This window comes from Bacillus sp. FSL M7-1345 (assembly GCF_038006985.1).
Lineage (GTDB): Bacteria > Bacillota > Bacilli > Bacillales > Bacillaceae_G > Bacillus_A > Bacillus_A cereus_U.
This window is the reverse complement of the sequence record NZ_JBBOWG010000001.1, coordinates 3,942,522-3,959,490: the sequence shown is the minus strand read 5'-3', so window position 1 is coordinate 3,959,490 and position 16,969 is coordinate 3,942,522. Positions and strand designations below refer to the sequence as shown.

Here is a 16,969-nt window from a genome sequence, read left to right as displayed (position 1 = left end):
ATGGCAGGAGGATCTAGATTCCAACAGAAACAACAAAAACGTCGTCAAAACGGTGTTTTAAATATTGCAATTGCAATTGTATTAATATTAGTAGCTATTGTATCATATCAATTGTTTGTTCCTGAAAGAAAAGAGCAAGCGTCTTCTAGTGATAAAAAAGTAACTCAGCAAACAACAAAAGAGAATAAAGCTGAGAAAGCTAAAGGTAAAGAAGAGACGAAGAAGAACGAGCAAGAGAAAGCAGAGGCTAAGAAGAAGGAAGAAGAGAAGCTACAGGCTGAAGAAGAAAAGAAAAAAGCTGAAGAGGAAGCGAAAGCTACCGAGAAAGAACCAGCTGAAAAAACACAGCCAAAGGCAACAGATGCGTATACGAAATCCTCTTGGAAGCCAGTAGGTACAGAACAAGGTGCAACACCTGCGATGACGTTTAAAAAAGGTTCAGCAGATTGGAATGAAATGAATCAAGCGATTTCCACTGCAATTGACGTTCCAGTAGAGCAATTAGTTATTCATAGAATCGGAAATAACGGTAAGAATAAAGCGTACGGTAATGTCCAAGATAAGCAATCAGGTAAAAAATATTATGTAAATATTGATTGGGTAGAAAATGAGGGCTGGAAACCAGTACTTGTTCAAACTCTAAACTAAAAAAGAGAGGCTCTTATGAGCCTCTCTTTTTTAGTTAGCGTAATTTCTTTAATTTAAAATGAACAACAGCACTATAATAAGGTCTTTTGCTTTCAGGATCCATAACCATTTGATGCGAGATGTGATGTACTTCGAGCATAAGTGCTTTATTATTATCAATTTGCTCACTAATTTTTTTTTCTAAAGAAGCTAAGTCCGCCGCTTCAAAAAACTCTACTTTATCTTCTAACATTTCAAAGGTAAATGACACGAAGACGACCCCTCTCCTATGTAATCACCTATAGTGTAACAAAGAAAAGAAGGAAATACTACGTACATTTCAATTGACATTTTTAGAAAGAGAGAATATCATACTGATAAAACCGATAAGAAAAAGGGGAATTTTTATGGGAACAGAATTTAATGGTTTATTTGATGAATGGGCTCATACGTACGACTCATTTGTACAAGGCGAAGATATACAATATAAAGAAGTTTTCGCCCATTATGAGGACATTTTAGAGGATGTAGTTAACAAGTCATTTGGCAACGTATTAGAATTCGGTGTTGGTACTGGCAATTTAACAAATAAATTATTACTTGCTGGTCGCACAGTTTACGGTATAGAACCGTCACGCGAAATGCGTACAATTGCAAAAGAGAAATTACCAAAAGAGTTTTCAATTACGGAGGGTGATTTTCTTTCATTTGAAGTCCAAAATTCAATCGATACTATTGTGAGCACTTACGCATTTCATCATTTAACAGATGAAGAAAAAGACGTAGCAATTGCGAAGTATAGTCAATTGCTAAACAAAGGTGGTAAAATAGTGTTTGCTGATACGATATTTGCAGATCAAGATGCATATGATAAAACTGTCGAAGTAGCAAAACAAAGAGGTTTTCATCAGTTAGCAAACGATTTGCAAACAGAATACTATACACGTATTCCGATCATGCAATCTATTTTTGAAAACAATGGCTTCCACGTAACGTTTACGAGATTAAATCATTTCGTTTGGGTAATGGAGGCAACTAAGCAATAGAAAGAGGGATTAGATTGAGAATTGCTGTAATTGGAGCAATGGAAGAAGAAGTACGTATTTTACGTGACAAACTAGAACAAGCAGAAACAGAAACTGTTGCAGGTTCTGAATTTACGAAAGGGCTATTGGCAGGACATGAAGTAATCTTGCTAAAGTCTGGTATTGGTAAAGTAAATGCAGCGATGTCAACGACAATTTTATTAGAAAAATATAAGCCTGAAAAAGTAATTAATACTGGTTCAGCTGGTGGATTCCATCACTCTCTAAATGTTGGTGATGTAGTTATTTCAACAGAAGTTCGTCACCATGACGTAGATGTAACAGCATTTAACTACGAATATGGTCAAGTGCCAGGAATGCCACCTGGATTTAAAGCTGATGAGGCATTAGTTGCATTAGCTGAGAAATGTATGCAGGCAGAAGAAAATATTCAAGTTGTAAAAGGTATGATTGCAACAGGTGATTCATTTATGAGTGATCCGAACCGTGTTGCAGCAATTCGTGATAAATTTGAAGATCTTTATGCAGTAGAAATGGAAGCAGCAGCTGTTGCGCAAGTATGCCACCAATATGAAGTTCCATTTGTTATTATTCGTGCACTTTCTGATATTGCTGGTAAAGAATCAAATGTTTCATTTGATCAATTTTTAGATCAAGCAGCTCTTCATTCTACAAACTTTATCGTAAAGGTACTAGAAGAGTTAAAGTAATGTAACAAAAAGGCAACTGTCTCATATAAAGAAAATACATACAGTTGCCTTTTCTTTATTGGCAAATAAGGGGGAGAACACGATGAATGTATATCGTGGAGTTCATGAGTTGATTGGCCATACACCAATCGTAGAAATTACTCGTTTTTCACTTCCGAAAGGAGTCCGTTTATTTGCAAAGCTTGAATTTTACAACCCAGGCGGAAGCGTTAAGGATCGTTTAGGAAGAGAATTAATCGAAGATGCGTTAGAAAAAGGGCTTGTTGCAGAGGGCGGAACAATCATTGAACCGACGGCTGGAAATACCGGCATTGGACTGGCACTTGCAGCGTTAGAACATGATTTACGCGTCATTGTTTGTGTACCAGAGAAATTTAGTATTGAAAAACAAGAATTAATGAAAGCGCTAGGTGCAAAGGTTGTGCATACACCGACTGAGCAAGGAATGACCGGCGCAATTGCAAAGGCAAAAGAATTAGTAAAGGAAATACCAAATTCATACTCTCCAAGTCAGTTTGCTAATGAAGCAAACCCTCGTGCTTATTTCAAAACACTAGGTCCTGAACTTTGGGACGCACTGAATGGAGAGATTAACATATTTGTTGCGGGTGCAGGAACTGGCGGTACGTTTATGGGAACTGCGTCTTATTTAAAAGAAAAAAATATTGATATTAAAACGGTTATTGTAGAACCAGAAGGATCTATTTTAAATGGCGGCAAAGCTGGTTCACATGAAACAGAAGGTATTGGTCTTGAATTCATTCCACCATTTTTAAAAACATCTTATTTTGATGAAATTCATACAATTTCTGATCGAAATGCATTTTTACGAGTGAAAGAATTAGCGAAAAAGGAAGGCCTTCTCGTTGGGAGCTCTTCAGGAGCAGCATTTCATGCAAGCTTACTTGAGGCAGAGAAAGCAGCACCAGGTACAAATATTGTAACGATTTTTCCTGATAGTAGTGAGCGCTATTTAAGTAAAGACATATACAAAGGATGGGAATAAAAAATGAGAGCAAAGACAAAGTTAATTCATGGTATTCGCATAGGAGAACCTTCAACTGGATCTGTAAACGTACCGATCTATCAAACGAGTACGTACAAACAAGAAGCAGTTGGTAAGCACCAAGGATATGAATATTCTAGAACTGGTAATCCAACTCGTTCAGCTTTAGAAGAAATGATTGCAGTGTTAGAAAATGGTCATGCAGGATTTGCATTTGGTTCAGGGATGGCAGCTATTACAGCAACTATTATGCTATTCTCAAAAGGAGATCATGTCATTTTAACAGATGATGTTTATGGCGGGACGTACCGCGTTATTACAAAAGTACTAAACCGTTTCGGCATTGAGCATACATTTGTAGATACAACAAACCTAGAGGAAGTTGTAGAAGCGATTCGTCCAAATACGAAAGCGATTTATGTGGAAACACCAACGAACCCATTACTAAAAATTACTGATATTAAGAAAATATCTACTCTTGCTAAAGAGAAAGATGTATTAACAATTATTGATAACACATTCATGACGCCATATTGGCAGTCGCCAATCTCTTTAGGAGCAGACATTGTACTTCATAGTGCAACGAAATATTTAGGAGGACATAGTGACGTAGTTGCAGGCCTAGTAGTTGTAAATAGCCCGCAATTAGCAGAAGACCTTCACTTTGTACAAAACTCAACAGGAGGTATTCTTGGCCCACAAGATAGCTTCTTACTACTTCGCGGTTTAAAAACATTAGGAATTCGTATGGAAGAACATGAAACGAATTCACGCGCCATTGCTGAGTTTTTAAATAACCATCCAAAAGTAAATAAAGTATATTACCCAGGTCTTGCATCACATCAAAATCATGAATTAGCAACAGAACAAGCAAATGGATTTGGGGCTATTATTTCATTTGATGTAGATAGTGAAGAAACATTAAATAAAGTACTTGAGAAATTACAATACTTTACACTTGCTGAAAGCTTAGGAGCAGTAGAAAGTTTAATTTCTATCCCATCTCAAATGACACATGCATCAATCCCAGCAGATCGCCGCAAAGAGTTAGGAATTACAGATACATTAATTCGTATTTCAGTCGGTATTGAAGATGGTGAAGATTTAATTGAAGATTTAGCACAAGCGCTAGCATAGTCAACTACCCCCGCTGAGATGAAGCGTTTCAGTGGGGGCTTTGAGTTAGAACTCTAGGTCTTTTCGTCTATCGCTAGACAGTTTGACGCTCTAGTATTCATGCCACCTTACGGTAACACCCCAAGTAAGTTTTTGGTTGGTACTGGCAACGAACGATTGTTTTCCCACTTGCACCACCCTTTCGAAAAAGAGCAATTCTTCCTTGTGGAAGAAGCCACCACTCAGATGAATCCGGCGTGTGCTACAAGCCCCGACAAGTCGAGTACACATGGATGGTTGACGCACCCACTAAGCTATGCGCGAAGCAACAGCCTTACGTTTTTGCACTTCTAATAGAATCGGCGTTTTCACTTTAAGATTTTCATGCAATTCTACAACTCTTGATTTTTCCAATGTATTCAATGCACCATTAATATCAGCATGGATACATGTTCCTGCTTTACTTTGATACAGACCACGAGTGATTCGTTTGCCACTAAAGCGATAATGAGTCCTATCATCCTTAGACCAAACTGGAATCGGATCTTTATCAAGAAAACTAGCTTTTGAAGTATAGCTTTCTTCTTGTTTTAAAAAACGGATGCCTTCTTTTACACATTTATTCTCAATTGCTGCAATCAGTTTATGAAATGGGATTTGAACAAATGTTTGATTATTCTTTTTTCCCATATCAGATTTTTGTTTCCAACCAGCGTTATACCCTACGACAACCGTATCTATGTTGCATGCTTTCACTTTTTTAAACAACAAGCCTACAGTTTGTGAAATGTAACCATTTATTTGTCTTTCTCGTTTATGCCAAAGTGCAGCCATTTTATTCGTTACAACGCGTTTTGAAAGTCCATTTTCAATATTTTTCTGTTGCAAATTACGTATCGTTTTGTTGAAGTATTGGTTAATGGATTTTAGTTTTTTTCCATCAATTAAGAATGTATCACCTGTATTTGTCACGCAACTTACTAATCTGTCTACACCTAAATCGCAACTCAAAGCGTTACTAGTAGTCGTGGATTGTTTCTTCATATGAGAAACGTGCATCTCATATGTATAATGCACCTCAAAGAACCGACCTTTTTGCTTCGGTACAATCTCAATGTAGGAGATTTGTTTATTTATTAAATTTTTAGGCATACGTATTTTTATGGAACCGAATTTTTTTCTGAATGCAACATTCATCGGAATCATCCAATACCCGTTATCATCCACTTTTGGAACTTGGTAGATTTCAATGATTCGTTTGTCAGTTGAACGAGAATAATTTGGAAACTTAGGACGACCTGTGAATGTTTCAGGGTTTTTCTTCCACTGTTCCCATGCTTTAAAAAAGCTCCTCACTTCTGTAAATAAGGCTCTACGAATCGCTTGAACAGAGTTTGATTGCATGCCCCAGTAGTTCATATCGGTTTGCATGGCAGTGTCCACTTCTTTTACAGTAGCCATCTTGTTATTGTTCAAGTAACTTTGTTTAATCGTGTACAATCCAACATTGCGCAATGCTTTTGAACTATGCGACATGCGTTGCAGTAAACGAAATTCTTTTGCAGTAAGGCAAGCTCGTCCTATATTCTGTTTTTGAGTGAATCGTTGTATGGTTTCTCTTTTCTTTTGTTTTCGTAATACTTTCACTGCTTTCTTTTTAGCCATTGTTTTCACCACCTTTCTCAGAGAGTTTATTAAAATTATTTCTTTCCTAAGATAATGTTTTATCTTAGGAAATCTCGTTTCACGAGACAAGAACTAACACTTTTGTAACTGTTAATCGCTTTTGATAAATCAATATTTGGAACTGAACGGAACAAAATGTGAACATGGTCTTCATCGTAATTCCTTTTGGTTCAAGTAACCGAATGATTATTATTATCCAATTTCGTTGTCGTACAATCTATTCCCTCCTTATCTACGACAGATTATATCGTAAGACAAAAAAGAACAAATGCTCCCTTTAAAAAATTGTTATGAACGAAACAAAGGTGTTTGGTCTACCTTCTGACGGCAATTCATCTCCACCTGAATTGTTGGGTTTCACCCGTAACACAAATCAGATGGAGTCTTCTTGCCGAAAAGGATAAAAAATGCACTGCTAATATAGAGCAGTGCATTTTTATTACATCATTTTGTGAAATGTTTCACAAAATAGACATACACAAATGAAATAATTTCATGTATATTGAATTCATGAAATGTTACTCACGAACAAACTTGTGAAATGTTTCACAAACAATGAAATTCATGTAGGCAGGCAACTCTATTTTTTTTGCGATAATTGGGACTTATTTTGACCTATAGGGACATATAAGGACCGGAATAGTAGAATAGGAGGAAATTTACATGGTAGTCAAAGAGAAAGTTGTAAATGAAATGCAGGAAGTAAAAGAGATGATTGATTCGTTAGTAGATAACGGTCAAAAAGCTTTACAAGCATTAGAAGGTTTTACACAAGAGCAAATTGACAACATTGTTCATAAAATGGCACTAGCAGGTGTTGATCAACATATGCCGCTTGCGAAATTGGCTGTTGAAGAAACGGGTCGTGGTGTATATGAAGATAAATGCATTAAAAATATTTTTGCCACTGAATACATTTGGCATAGTATAAAGAAAGACAAGACGGTAGGAATTATTCATGAAGATCCTCATGAAGAAATAATAGAAATTGCGGAACCGGTTGGTGTAGTAGCTGGAGTAACGCCGGTAACCAACCCAACGTCGACAACGATGTTTAAAGCATTAATCGCGATAAAAACGAGAAATCCAATTATTTTCGCATTCCATCCTTCTGCACAAAAATGTTCTATTGCAGCAGCGAAAACAGTATACGATGCTGCATTGAAGGCTGGTGCACCAAAGCACTGCATTCAATGGGTTGACAGACCTTCTGTCGAAGCAACGAAACAATTAATGAATCATGAAGGTGTTGCGCTCGTTCTAGCAACTGGAGGAGCTGGTATGGTGAAATCAGCGTATTCTACTGGCAAACCAGCGTTAGGTGTAGGTCCAGGTAATGTACCATGTTATATAGAGAAATCGGCACATGTAAAACGAGCTGTTAATGATTTGATTTTATCGAAAACATTTGATAACGGTATGATTTGTGCGTCAGAACAAGCTATCATTGTAGATAAGGAAATCTATAATGATGTTAAAACAGAAATGATTGCAAATAATTGTTATTTTGTAACAGAAGAAGAGAGAGAAAAATTAGAAAAGCTTGTTATTAATGAAAATACATGTGCAGTAAATAGTGATATTGTTGGGAAATCAGCACAGTATATTGCCGAATTAGTAGGGATTACTGTGCCTGAAGATACAAAAATGCTTGTAGCTGAAATTAAAGGGATCGGATCGGCGTATCCACTATCTCGTGAAAAACTGAGTCCAGTATTAGCTTGTGTAAAAGCAAATTCATTAGAAGAAGGATTTACATATTGTGAAGAAATGCTAGACCTTGGCGGTTTAGGTCATTCAGCAGTCATCCATTCTACAAATAAAGAAGTACAAAAACAATTTGGATTGCGTATGAAAGCTTGCCGTCTCATTGTAAATGCACCTTCATCACAAGGGGGAATTGGTGATATATATAACGGATTTATTCCATCCCTTACGCTTGGATGTGGTTCCTACGGAAAAAACTCAGTTTCCCAAAATGTAACAGCTACTCATTTACTAAATATAAAAAGGCTGGCAAATAGAAAAAAGAATATGCAGTGGTTCAAATTACCGCCAAAAATTTATTTTGAAAAACATGCTACAGCATATTTAGCAAACATGCCTAACATTTCACGTGCATTTATTGTAACGGATCCAGGGATGGTTGAGCATGGATATGTAGATACGGTCACGCACTATTTACGTAAACATGCAAATGATGTGAAAGTTGAAGTTTTCTTCGAGGTTGAGCCAGATCCATCAGATGAAACTGTTTTTAAAGGTGCGGACATGATGAAAAGCTTTAAGCCAGATGTAATTATCGCACTTGGCGGTGGTTCAGCTATGGATGCAGCAAAAGGGATGTGGCTATTTTATGAGCACCCAGAAACAACATTCTATGGAATTAAACAGAAGTTTTTAGATATAAGAAAACGTACATGTAAGTATCCTAAAATAGGAAATAAAGCGCAATTTGTTGCCATTCCAACAACATCAGGGACGGGTTCAGAAGTGACACCATTTGCGGTTATTACAGATAAAAAAAATAATATAAAATATCCGCTTGCTGATTATGAATTAACACCAGATGTAGCGATTGTTGATCCACAATTTGTAATGACAGTACCACCTCATGTAACAGCAGATACTGGCATGGACGTATTAACACATGCAATTGAGGCATATGTGTCTGTTATGGCAAATGACTATACGGATGGTTTAGCGTTAAAAGCAATTGATCTCGTATTTAAATATTTACCGAGGGCATATAAAGATGGAAATGATGAAGAGGCGCGAGAAAAAATGCATAACGCTTCTGCGATTGCAGGGATGGCATTTGCTAATGCTTTCCTTGGTATTAATCACAGTTTAGCACATAAACTTGGACCAGAATTCCATATTCCACACGGACGCGCAAATGCAATTCTTATGCCGCATGTAGTTCGCTATAATGCTATTAAGCCAAGGAAACACGCATTGTTCCCAAAATATGAGCACTTTGTGGCAGATGAACGCTATGCACATATTGCGAGGATGCTCGGGCTTCCAGCAAGCTCAACAGCGGAAGGTGTGGAATCACTCGTCCAAGCGATTATTGCGCTTGGAAAAAGTTTAAATATCAATATGAGTATCGCGGAACAAGGAGTTGCTAAAGAACAATTTGAAGCTGTTGTGGAAATGTTAGCAGAAAGAGCGTTTGAAGATCAGTGTACAACAGCTAATCCAAAATTGCCGCTCATTTCAGAGCTAAAAGAAGTCTATATGGAAGCGTATAAAGGCGTATAATAGATAAAAAAGAGCCGCATTTAAGTGGCTCTTTTTTACTTTGGAAAACATCTCCCAGTTTGGTTCTATTTACTTGTCTTTAAGCTTAATAGAATGTGATAAAGTGAGGATGGGAGTGATAAAGAGATGAAAGAATTACAAGGAAAAATAGCAGATTATACCCGTTTCGGACAAGTACTTTTGTCTATAAGTACATTTTTAATGATCGGTTTATTAATTCCAAGCGGAGTCAAAGATATGGTGCAGTCTTTTGTTATGATGGGGAGTATTGTTGTATTTTTAGTTCTTGCTTTTTTCTTCTTTAAGTGTGTTAGAACGATGCGTGACCAATTAGAGGAGAGCGAATATGAAGAAAATTGTTAAATAGAGCGCTACGAAAAGAAAAAATCTTTTTGTAGCGTTTTTTCGTTTTTGAAGAAAATGTATGCGGTTTATATTGACAATGATAATCTATATCAATTAAAGTAGAATAGTAGTTAATGATTATCATTATCAATTAGAGGTGAAAGAATGAAAAAATCCATTACGCTGTTCACAGCGATCTTATCTATTTTTTTCTTATTAATAGGTTGCAGTGCAAAAGAAAACGAAAAAGCATCCGCCACAAAAACAGATAAAGGAACAGACAAAATCGAAATTACCGATCTCTCAGACAGAAAGATAACATTCAATAAAGTTCCTGAAAGTTTTGCGACGTTAAGTATGGGTGACATGAATGTTATCCACGCTTTAGGAGGAAAAATCGTCGGGCGTCCAGATGCAAAAATTCCCCTTCCAGAAGATTTGCAAAAAACACAAGTAATTGGAAATGCACATCAGCCAAACTTTGAACAAATTGCTAGTTTAAAGCCAGACGTACTTGTTGCTAATAATGGATTCCAAAAAAATATTCCAACGGTTGAAGGGCAAGGAACAAAAGTAATCATTTCTTCAGCCAACTCTGTAAAAGATATTCAAAAGAGTATTGAAATGTATGGAACAGTAATGAAGAAAGAAGATAAAGCAAAAGAGCTTAACCAAAAAATTAATGATCAAATGAAGAAATATGAGAAAAAGAGTGACGTTAAAGCATTGCTAGTGTATGGGGCACCAGGCACTTATTTAGCAGCATTACCAACATCTCTATCAGGGGATATTTTAGAAAAAACGGGCGGGAAAAATATCGCAGCTGGTTTTCCAGAAATGAAAGAATATCCGCAATATGCACAGCTAAGTATAGAACGTATTATTGAAGCAAATCCAGATGTGATTTATTTAATTACACATGGAGATCCCAATAGTGTGAAAAAAGCATTTGAAGGCGAAATGATGAAAAATGAAGCATGGAAAAATTTAGATGCAGTAAAACAAAATCGTGTAGTTATTTTGCCACCAGATTTATTTGGATCAAATCCTGGGACAAAAGTTACAGAAGCGATGGAATTCATGTATAAAAGTATACAAGATGTAAGGAAATGATAAGTATGGAGAGTAGTGAAATAGTAAGAGAAAAGGAACATCCTTTTGCAAAGAAAAGATGGATAATAGCAGTTACTTTAGTCGTATTAACATTTCTAAGTCTTTTTTACGGTCTTTTCGCAGGAAGTTTATCTTTTTCTTTACGAGACATTCTAACAGGGATACAAGATGAAAGTTCGACAGTTCATCGGATTGTATGGGATCTTCGCATACCGAGAGTGCTCGTTGGGTTTATAGTAGGAACGTGTTTAGCTACATCTGGAGCATTACTGCAAGGGGTTATGAGAAACCCTCTTGCAGACCCTGGAATTATCGGGGTTTCATCTGGAGCGGGTCTTGTAGCAATTGTAATTATGATTCTATTTCCTCAGCACATGGCTTTTTTACCGCTAGGAGCGTTTTTAGGAGCTTTCATAACAGCGATGGTCATTTATGCTTTATCATGGCAAAAAGGGGCACCGCCTTCAAGAATCGTCTTAGTAGGTGTGTCAATCAATGCATTAATTGGTGCAGCAACGTCAGCATTAATGTTATTACATAGTGACAAAGTACAATCCGTGTTACCGTGGTTAGCTGGCGGTATTGGTGGTGTGAGCTGGGCACATTTAAATATGATTATTTACTATGCAATATTCGCTATTATATTAGCTTTCTTCGGTATTAAACACATTCGAGTATTAATGCTTGGGGATGAAATGGCGAAATTATTAGGGCATAACGTGGAAAGAAGTCGGTTTTATTTAATAGTAGTAAGTACAATGTTAGCTGGAATTGCGGTTAGTGTTTCTGGTCTAATTGGATTTGTAGGTCTTGTTGTACCGCATATGTTACGTTTATTAGTTGGAAATGACTATAAATATTTACTGCCATTATCATGCCTTGGCGGAGGGATATTACTTGTTTTCGCGGATGCGATAGCTCGAAGTTGGTTCGATCCAATCGAATTGCCTGTTGGTATTTTATTGTCCTTCTTAGGTGGTCCGTTCTTCTTATATTTAATTCATAGAGGAGGAAAACAACGTGATTTCCGTTAACAAAGTGTTTTACGCACATTCTGAAAGATTTCAAATGCAAAATATGAATGTACATATTAAAGCTGGAGAAATCGTTAGTTTAATCGGTCCGAATGGATCCGGGAAATCTACTTTGCTGCGTTTAATAGCACGGCTACTTAAACAAAGCGAAGGAAATATCATTTTAGATGGGACAAATATTCATACGATGAAGAGTGCAGATGTAGCGAAGCAATTAGCGATGTTACCACAAATGCATGATCATCAATTAGATTTAACAGTGAAAGAACTAATAGAGTTCGGAAGAGGTCCTCATAAATCATGGAGTAGTCGCTTAAACAAAGAAGATGAAGAAATTATTGAGTGGGCATTGTCTGTTACAAATCTTGAAGGGTATGAATATCGTCTTTTACAATCCTTATCAGGAGGAGAAAGACAACGTGCTTGGATTGCGATGACGCTAGCACAACGTACAAATGTCTTATTATTAGATGAACCAACAACCTTTTTGGATATCGTTCACCAGTTGGAAGTAATGGAACTTGTGAAACGATTAAACGAGGAGTTTGGTATGACAATTATAATGGTCTTACATGACATTAACCAAGCGGCTCAATATAGTGATCGTTTACTCGTATTAAAGCGAGGAAAGATTCAGTATGACGGTGTACCAGAAGAAGTATTATGTCAACAAATGTTTCAACATGTATTTGGCATAGAAGTAGATATTTTTCAAGGAAGCGACAAGCCATTTTTTACACCGAAACGAATTTCTAAAAAAGGAGCAGAGCGATGCAAACAGAAGAACGTATTACCATTGAATTAGTAAGAGAATTTGTTATGGCAGCTCACGGAGATTTAGAAAAAGTACAGGAACTATTGGCAGAATCGCCAAGCTTACTTCATGCCTCTTATAATTGGGGCGGCTCAGATTGGGAAAGTGCCTTAGGAGCAGCGGCCCATGTAGGACGTAAAGATATTGCGCTTTATTTACTGGAAAAGGGAGCTCGGATGGATATTTTTGCAGCGGCTATGCTTGGGAAACTTGAAGTTGTACAAGCTATTTTAGTAGTACAACCAGAAGCGTTATTTGCACCTGGCCCGCATGGCATCTCGCTACTTCAACATGCACGAATGGGTGGAGAAAAAGCTCAGCGTGTATTTGAATACTTAACAGTGCTTTCTTAATGACCGCAAAGTTCTTATGTGCGGTAAACTTTCCACTCAAAAGATTGGAAGGTTTACCGCCCGTTAGAACGGGATAAGTATCTAGTATATATGAAAATCCTACACCCCCTCAATTGTAGTTTTCTTAATACTAGTTATGATATGGATGCAGTAGACACTCTTTTGTCTACTGCTTTTTTTTGATATAATACATTTTTATAAGACTGAATTTTCTTTCTTTTTAGCGGCGTCTTGATAAAAATTATTTAACATTTAAGTAGTTTGAAATATATAGTTATGTAATGAGGTTCAAAATGATGGGAGTGAATAAAAGAGTGTTTCATACAGATCGTTTACAATTTCGCAAATATACAATGGATGATTTACCGTTTTATGCTTCTTTATGGGGGGATGAGAAGGTAATGCGCTATATTGGAAATGGAACGTTAAAAACATTTATGCAATGTAAAAAAAGTTTGGAGGAGAGGGTACTTCCAAATTATAAAAACGGTCTCGGTTTATTTGTAATGATTGAAAAGGAAACAGGGATACGAATTGGTCATGCAGGACTTGTCAAGCAGAAGGTAGATGGAAAAGAGGAAATTGAGATTGGCTATTGGTTACTTCCTAAGTATTGGGGGAAAGGGTATGCGAAAGAGGCTGCGGCGGCATTTCGAGACTATGGTTTTCAAGCATTACAAATGAATAAATTAATTTCACTTATTAATCCGAACCACCCAGCTTCAATATTTGTTGCTAGAACAACAGGGCTTAGTTATGAGAAAACAACTTCATTTCATGAGATGGATGTTCTCGTTTATTCCATTAAGCGGGTTGGATGAAAAAAGGTGAATTGCATTTTTTGGAGAATGGTATATAAAAATAAAGGGGGGATTACATGTATATTTACCATAATGGACTTATTATTCGTGAGGGAACGAACGGTGTACCAGCATATGCAATTAAAACTTTATTTGAAGATGCCGGTTGGAGTAATGATAATATCCCTTCTTGGCAAATTGAAAAATTTACGATAGCATTTGAAAATTCCACATGGGCTTTCACAATTTGGGATGAAGAAGAAATGGTCGCGATGGTTAGAGTGATTTCTGATCAAATCATGGTTGCTAACATAGTAAATTTAGTTGTGAAGTGTGAGTATAGGGGAAAAGGATTAGGTAAGAAACTTGTAGCTCTTTGTTTACAAAAGCTTCCGCATGGCGATTGGTTTGCGCATACATCCGCTAGCAATTTTGATTTTTATAGAAGTTGTGGTTTTGAAGTAAGAGAGTTATCAAGAAATGGAACATGTGCGTATTATGGGTATCAAGTGGCAAAAAAGGATGGGCATCGATAAAATTATAAGGTAGTGAAGAAAAAGGATCGCTATTTTAATAATATAAACTGAACTGAGACTTATTTTGTGATAAAATAAAAGAAAATTCAGTTTATTAAACGGGGGATAAAAATGAATGTAAAAGTTGGGGATGTATTTAAATACGAAAGAAGGTTTACTGAGGAAGAAGTTTTTGAATTTGCAAATATTACAGGCGATAAAGGTAGACATCATATGGAATATGATGAGAATGGACGATTAATGGTTCATGGTCTATTGACTGCTAGCATTGGTACGAAAGTAGGAGAAGAGTTACATTACATAGCGAGGGAATTAGTAAGTGAGTTCATTAGACCAGTTTTTACAGGTGATACGATTACTTGTGAATTAACATTAACAAATATTGAGCAAATGGAAGGATATAAAAAAGTTTCAATTGAGTCCGTTTATCGCAATCAACATGAAAAGACTGTACTGGTTGGGACGAGTTATGGAATTATAAGGGGATAAAAAAGAAGCCTGTTTCGTAACAGGCTTCTTTTTTATCAATTAGTAAACTCGTTTTCGATTTTCAGCATGACTAGAGATAAGTAATAACGCAGATTCTTCACCTATGTTACGGACAATATGGGGAACGCATGCATTCCAGGAGAAAGAATCACCTTCTTCTACAATTGCAATGTCTTCACCATGTTGAACTTCCAGTTTTCCGCGTAATACAAGATGGCACTCTTCGCCTTCATGAGCATTTGGTGAGTTTTCTTTCGGGAATCCGGCAGAAATTTCTACTAAAGATAGGCGGAGACCACCTTGCTCAGCAACATGCTCAATTCTTTGTTCATCTTTACCGTATACGCTGTATTTCCGTTCTTCTTTTTTTATAATTTTCATTCGATCCTTTTGTTCTAACAGTAAATAAGGAAGGGGAACATTTAAAAAAATGGAGATTGTTTCTAAAGTTGAGATAGATGGTGATGTTTTATTATTTTCAACCTGACTCATAAAACCTTTAGAAAGACCTGTTCCTTCACAAATTTGTGCAATTGTTATGCCTTTACGTTGACGAATTTCACGTATTGCAGAACCAATATTCATAAAATCAAGCTCCTTTTTGTAAACAACTATTTGTATCATAGCAAAAAAAATATATATTTTCCCACTGAAAATGAATTGACGAATAAAAAAAATTAGTGTATGTTTTGTAATGTAAATAAAAGTTTTGTATAAGGAAACTATAAAGGGGAGAATGAAATGAATCAACATATCGGTAACTTAATTATTCGTATCGTGTTAGGGGTAACGTTCTTTATGCACGGTTTAACAAAATTCCAATCAGGAATTGACAATATTGCAGGGTGGTTCACAAGCATTGGTTTACCAGGAGGACTTGCATACGGTGTAGCAACAGTGGAATTAGTTGGTGGTCTATTGTTAATTCTAGGTTTAGGTGTAAGATATATTGGATTATTATTTGCACTTGTTATGGTTGGAGCAATTGTAAAAGTGAAATGGTCAGCTGGTTTATTAGGAGATGGGAAAAATCCTGGCTTCGAATTAGAACTTGCATTATTAGCAATGGGTGCTTATTTATTTGTTGCGAAAGCTGATGGTTTTGTAGATAATTTCTTAAAAGAGAAAATGTCAAAGAAGAACTAATTTAAATGGGGGTATAACAAGATGAGCTTTCAACTTCATCCCGAAACAACACTTGGTGTTGTTCATCTATACGTATCAAATATAAAGAAATCACTAGAGTTTTATACAGAAGTATTAAGTATGAAAGTGCTAAAAGAAGAGAAAACAGTCGTTACATTTGGGAATGAAAATGAAGAACCACTCCTTATCATTGAAGAAAAGAAAGAAGCTTTACCAAAGCAAAGAGGGAGAACAGGGTTATATCATTACGCAATTTTATTACCAACCAGACAGGACTTAGCGAACATTCTTCGTCATCTTGTAGAGATGGTATATCCACTGCACGGTGGAGCCGATCATTACTTTAGTGAAGCTCTTTATTTAGCTGATCCAGATGGAAACGGGATTGAAATTTATCATGATCGCCAAAAAGAAGTTTGGCGTGATGAGAATGGAGAGCTACCATTTGTTAGTAACCCATTAGCCGGTGAAGAATTATTGCAGCAAGGAAGTGCATGGAATGGGTTCCCGGCTGGTACTGTGATGGGGCATATTCATTTACATGTAGCTGACTTAGAAGAAGCGAAACGTTTCTACGTTGATGGTCTTGGTTTTGAAGTAACAATCCCAGCTCGTAATGGAGCGTTGTTCGTATCCGCAGGTGGTTATCATCATCATATCGGTTTAAATACGTGGCAAGGTGAAGGGATACCACCACAAATGCCAAATTCCGTCGGCTTGAAATATTTCACCATTGTACTAGCAGATGAAAAACAAAAAGAGCAAGTGTGTGAAAGCTTAAAATATATTGGCGTAGTTGCTACGTACAAAGATGGAATATTACAGGCCAAGGATCCGTTTGGACATGGTATACATTTTAAAGTAAAAGGAGAAGCCTAATT

General features: G+C 36.6%; 19 protein-coding genes and 1 pseudogene. 16 read left to right on the top strand and 4 right to left on the bottom strand.

Annotated elements, in window-relative coordinates:
• Window positions 1-648: a YrrS family protein gene (locus MHB76_RS20715; protein WP_016106208.1), complete on the top strand. Its 648-nt coding sequence runs from the start codon at window positions 1-3 to the stop codon at window positions 646-648.
• Window positions 649-682: 34 nt separating this feature from the next.
• On the opposite strand, the gene MHB76_RS20710 is transcribed toward MHB76_RS20715, so the two are convergent.
• Window positions 683-898, bottom strand: a complete 216-nt coding sequence (locus MHB76_RS20710) for a YrzA family protein (protein ID WP_016106207.1) — start codon at window positions 896-898, stop codon at window positions 683-685.
• Window positions 899-1,034: 136 nt separating this feature from the next.
• On the opposite strand from MHB76_RS20710, the gene MHB76_RS20705 reads away from it, so the two are divergent.
• The 4 genes from MHB76_RS20705 to MHB76_RS20690 all read left to right on the top strand — a co-directional run bounded on the left by MHB76_RS20705 (window position 1,035) and on the right by MHB76_RS20690 (window position 4,526).
• Window positions 1,035-1,673: a class I SAM-dependent methyltransferase gene (locus MHB76_RS20705; protein ID WP_016106206.1), complete on the top strand. Its 639-nt coding sequence runs from the start codon at window positions 1,035-1,037 to the stop codon at window positions 1,671-1,673.
• Window positions 1,674-1,687: 14 nt separating this feature from the next.
• A complete protein-coding gene (mtnN, locus tag MHB76_RS20700; protein ID WP_016106205.1) occupies window positions 1,688-2,383 on the top strand; it encodes a 5'-methylthioadenosine/S-adenosylhomocysteine nucleosidase in 696 nt (231 codons plus the stop codon).
• 82 nt (window positions 2,384-2,465) lie between these two features.
• Window positions 2,466-3,389 carry an O-acetylserine dependent cystathionine beta-synthase gene (locus MHB76_RS20695; RefSeq protein ID WP_002111959.1) on the top strand — a complete coding sequence of 308 codons (924 nt, stop codon included), beginning with the start codon at window positions 2,466-2,468 and terminating at the stop codon, window positions 3,387-3,389.
• 3 nt (window positions 3,390-3,392) lie between these two features.
• Window positions 3,393-4,526 (top strand): bifunctional cystathionine gamma-lyase/homocysteine desulfhydrase, encoded by a 1,134-nt coding sequence (locus MHB76_RS20690; protein WP_016106204.1) that lies wholly within the window; start codon window positions 3,393-3,395, stop codon window positions 4,524-4,526.
• Between the two features lie 288 nt (window positions 4,527-4,814).
• Here MHB76_RS20690 and MHB76_RS20685 read toward each other — a convergent pair whose 3' ends face one another.
• Window positions 4,815-6,170, bottom strand: coding sequence for a transposase (locus tag MHB76_RS20685; protein WP_340987539.1), 1,356 nt, complete (start codon window positions 6,168-6,170; stop codon window positions 4,815-4,817).
• 39 nt (window positions 6,171-6,209) lie between these two features.
• Window positions 6,210-6,352 (bottom strand): annotated as a pseudogene (locus MHB76_RS20680) (transposase); the annotation flags it as partial.
• A 502-nt stretch (window positions 6,353-6,854) separates the two neighbouring features.
• Here MHB76_RS20680 and adhE point away from each other — a divergent pair.
• From adhE to MHB76_RS20635, 9 genes are all read left to right on the top strand, one after another.
• A complete protein-coding gene (adhE, locus tag MHB76_RS20675) occupies window positions 6,855-9,458 on the top strand; it encodes a bifunctional acetaldehyde-CoA/alcohol dehydrogenase (protein ID WP_078172782.1) in 2,604 nt (867 codons plus the stop codon).
• 126 nt (window positions 9,459-9,584) lie between these two features.
• On the top strand, window positions 9,585-9,821 hold the full coding sequence (locus tag MHB76_RS20670) for a YrhC family protein (protein ID WP_002111956.1): 237 nt from the start codon (window positions 9,585-9,587) through the stop codon (window positions 9,819-9,821).
• A gap of 147 nt (window positions 9,822-9,968) precedes the next feature.
• Window positions 9,969-10,916, top strand: a complete 948-nt coding sequence (locus MHB76_RS20665; RefSeq protein ID WP_340987534.1) for an ABC transporter substrate-binding protein — start codon at window positions 9,969-9,971, stop codon at window positions 10,914-10,916.
• Window positions 10,917-10,921: 5 nt separating this feature from the next.
• Complete coding sequence (locus MHB76_RS20660) at window positions 10,922-11,950, top strand: FecCD family ABC transporter permease (protein ID WP_002111954.1); 1,029 nt, start codon at window positions 10,922-10,924, stop codon at window positions 11,948-11,950.
• Entirely contained in the window at window positions 11,937-12,755 is an 819-nt protein-coding gene (locus tag MHB76_RS20655) for an ABC transporter ATP-binding protein (protein WP_016106200.1), read from the top strand. The genes MHB76_RS20660 and MHB76_RS20655 overlap by 14 nt, the downstream gene beginning before the upstream one ends.
• Window positions 12,722-13,117, top strand: a complete 396-nt coding sequence (locus MHB76_RS20650) for an ankyrin repeat domain-containing protein (RefSeq protein WP_078172783.1) — start codon at window positions 12,722-12,724, stop codon at window positions 13,115-13,117. The genes MHB76_RS20655 and MHB76_RS20650 overlap by 34 nt, the downstream gene beginning before the upstream one ends.
• Window positions 13,118-13,410: 293 nt before the next feature.
• A complete protein-coding gene (locus tag MHB76_RS20645; protein ID WP_078172784.1) occupies window positions 13,411-13,938 on the top strand; it encodes a GNAT family N-acetyltransferase in 528 nt (175 codons plus the stop codon).
• Window positions 13,939-13,994: 56 nt separating this feature from the next.
• Complete coding sequence (locus MHB76_RS20640; protein WP_002160411.1) at window positions 13,995-14,453, top strand: GNAT family N-acetyltransferase; 459 nt, start codon at window positions 13,995-13,997, stop codon at window positions 14,451-14,453.
• 111 nt (window positions 14,454-14,564) lie between these two features.
• The gene (locus tag MHB76_RS20635) at window positions 14,565-14,942 is read left to right on the top strand and encodes a MaoC/PaaZ C-terminal domain-containing protein (RefSeq protein WP_071747409.1); all 378 of its coding nucleotides are present in this window, start codon (window positions 14,565-14,567) and stop codon (window positions 14,940-14,942) included.
• A gap of 39 nt (window positions 14,943-14,981) precedes the next feature.
• On the opposite strand, the gene MHB76_RS20630 is transcribed toward MHB76_RS20635, so the two are convergent.
• Window positions 14,982-15,527, bottom strand: a complete 546-nt coding sequence (locus MHB76_RS20630) for a helix-turn-helix domain-containing protein (RefSeq protein WP_002160413.1) — start codon at window positions 15,525-15,527, stop codon at window positions 14,982-14,984.
• A gap of 156 nt (window positions 15,528-15,683) precedes the next feature.
• On the opposite strand from MHB76_RS20630, the gene MHB76_RS20625 reads away from it, so the two are divergent.
• Together MHB76_RS20625 and MHB76_RS20620 are read left to right on the top strand one after the other, a co-directional pair.
• On the top strand, window positions 15,684-16,088 hold the full coding sequence (locus MHB76_RS20625; protein ID WP_001071557.1) for a DoxX family protein: 405 nt from the start codon (window positions 15,684-15,686) through the stop codon (window positions 16,086-16,088).
• A 21-nt stretch (window positions 16,089-16,109) separates the two neighbouring features.
• On the top strand, window positions 16,110-16,967 hold the full coding sequence (locus MHB76_RS20620) for a VOC family protein (RefSeq protein ID WP_078172785.1): 858 nt from the start codon (window positions 16,110-16,112) through the stop codon (window positions 16,965-16,967).
• Window positions 16,968-16,969: the final 2 nt, after the last annotated feature.

Excerpts from the sequence above, each read along its gene's own strand:
- adhE (WP_078172782.1), top strand. The coding sequence starts at position 6,855 with ATGGTAGTCAAAGAGAAAGTTGTAAATGAAATGCAGGAAGTAAAAGAG.
- MHB76_RS20695 (WP_002111959.1), top strand. The coding sequence starts at position 2,466 with ATGAATGTATATCGTGGAGTTCATGAGTTGATTGGCCATACACCAATC.
- MHB76_RS20705 (WP_016106206.1), top strand. The coding sequence starts at position 1,035 with ATGGGAACAGAATTTAATGGTTTATTTGATGAATGGGCTCATACGTAC.
- MHB76_RS20635 (WP_071747409.1), top strand. The coding sequence starts at position 14,565 with ATGAATGTAAAAGTTGGGGATGTATTTAAATACGAAAGAAGGTTTACT.
- MHB76_RS20650 (WP_078172783.1), top strand. The coding sequence starts at position 12,722 with ATGCAAACAGAAGAACGTATTACCATTGAATTAGTAAGAGAATTTGTT.
- MHB76_RS20660 (WP_002111954.1), top strand. The coding sequence starts at position 10,922 with ATGGAGAGTAGTGAAATAGTAAGAGAAAAGGAACATCCTTTTGCAAAG.
- MHB76_RS20715 (WP_016106208.1), top strand. The coding sequence starts at position 1 with ATGGCAGGAGGATCTAGATTCCAACAGAAACAACAAAAACGTCGTCAA.
- MHB76_RS20625 (WP_001071557.1), top strand. The coding sequence starts at position 15,684 with ATGAATCAACATATCGGTAACTTAATTATTCGTATCGTGTTAGGGGTA.
- MHB76_RS20690 (WP_016106204.1), top strand. The coding sequence starts at position 3,393 with ATGAGAGCAAAGACAAAGTTAATTCATGGTATTCGCATAGGAGAACCT.
- MHB76_RS20620 (WP_078172785.1), top strand. The coding sequence starts at position 16,110 with ATGAGCTTTCAACTTCATCCCGAAACAACACTTGGTGTTGTTCATCTA.
- MHB76_RS20665 (WP_340987534.1), top strand. The coding sequence starts at position 9,969 with ATGAAAAAATCCATTACGCTGTTCACAGCGATCTTATCTATTTTTTTC.
- MHB76_RS20645 (WP_078172784.1), top strand. The coding sequence starts at position 13,411 with ATGATGGGAGTGAATAAAAGAGTGTTTCATACAGATCGTTTACAATTT.
- MHB76_RS20640 (WP_002160411.1), top strand. The coding sequence starts at position 13,995 with ATGTATATTTACCATAATGGACTTATTATTCGTGAGGGAACGAACGGT.
- MHB76_RS20670 (WP_002111956.1), top strand. The coding sequence starts at position 9,585 with ATGAAAGAATTACAAGGAAAAATAGCAGATTATACCCGTTTCGGACAA.
- MHB76_RS20630 (WP_002160413.1), bottom strand. The coding sequence starts at position 15,527 with ATGAATATTGGTTCTGCAATACGTGAAATTCGTCAACGTAAAGGCATA.
- MHB76_RS20685 (WP_340987539.1), bottom strand. The coding sequence starts at position 6,170 with ATGGCTAAAAAGAAAGCAGTGAAAGTATTACGAAAACAAAAGAAAAGA.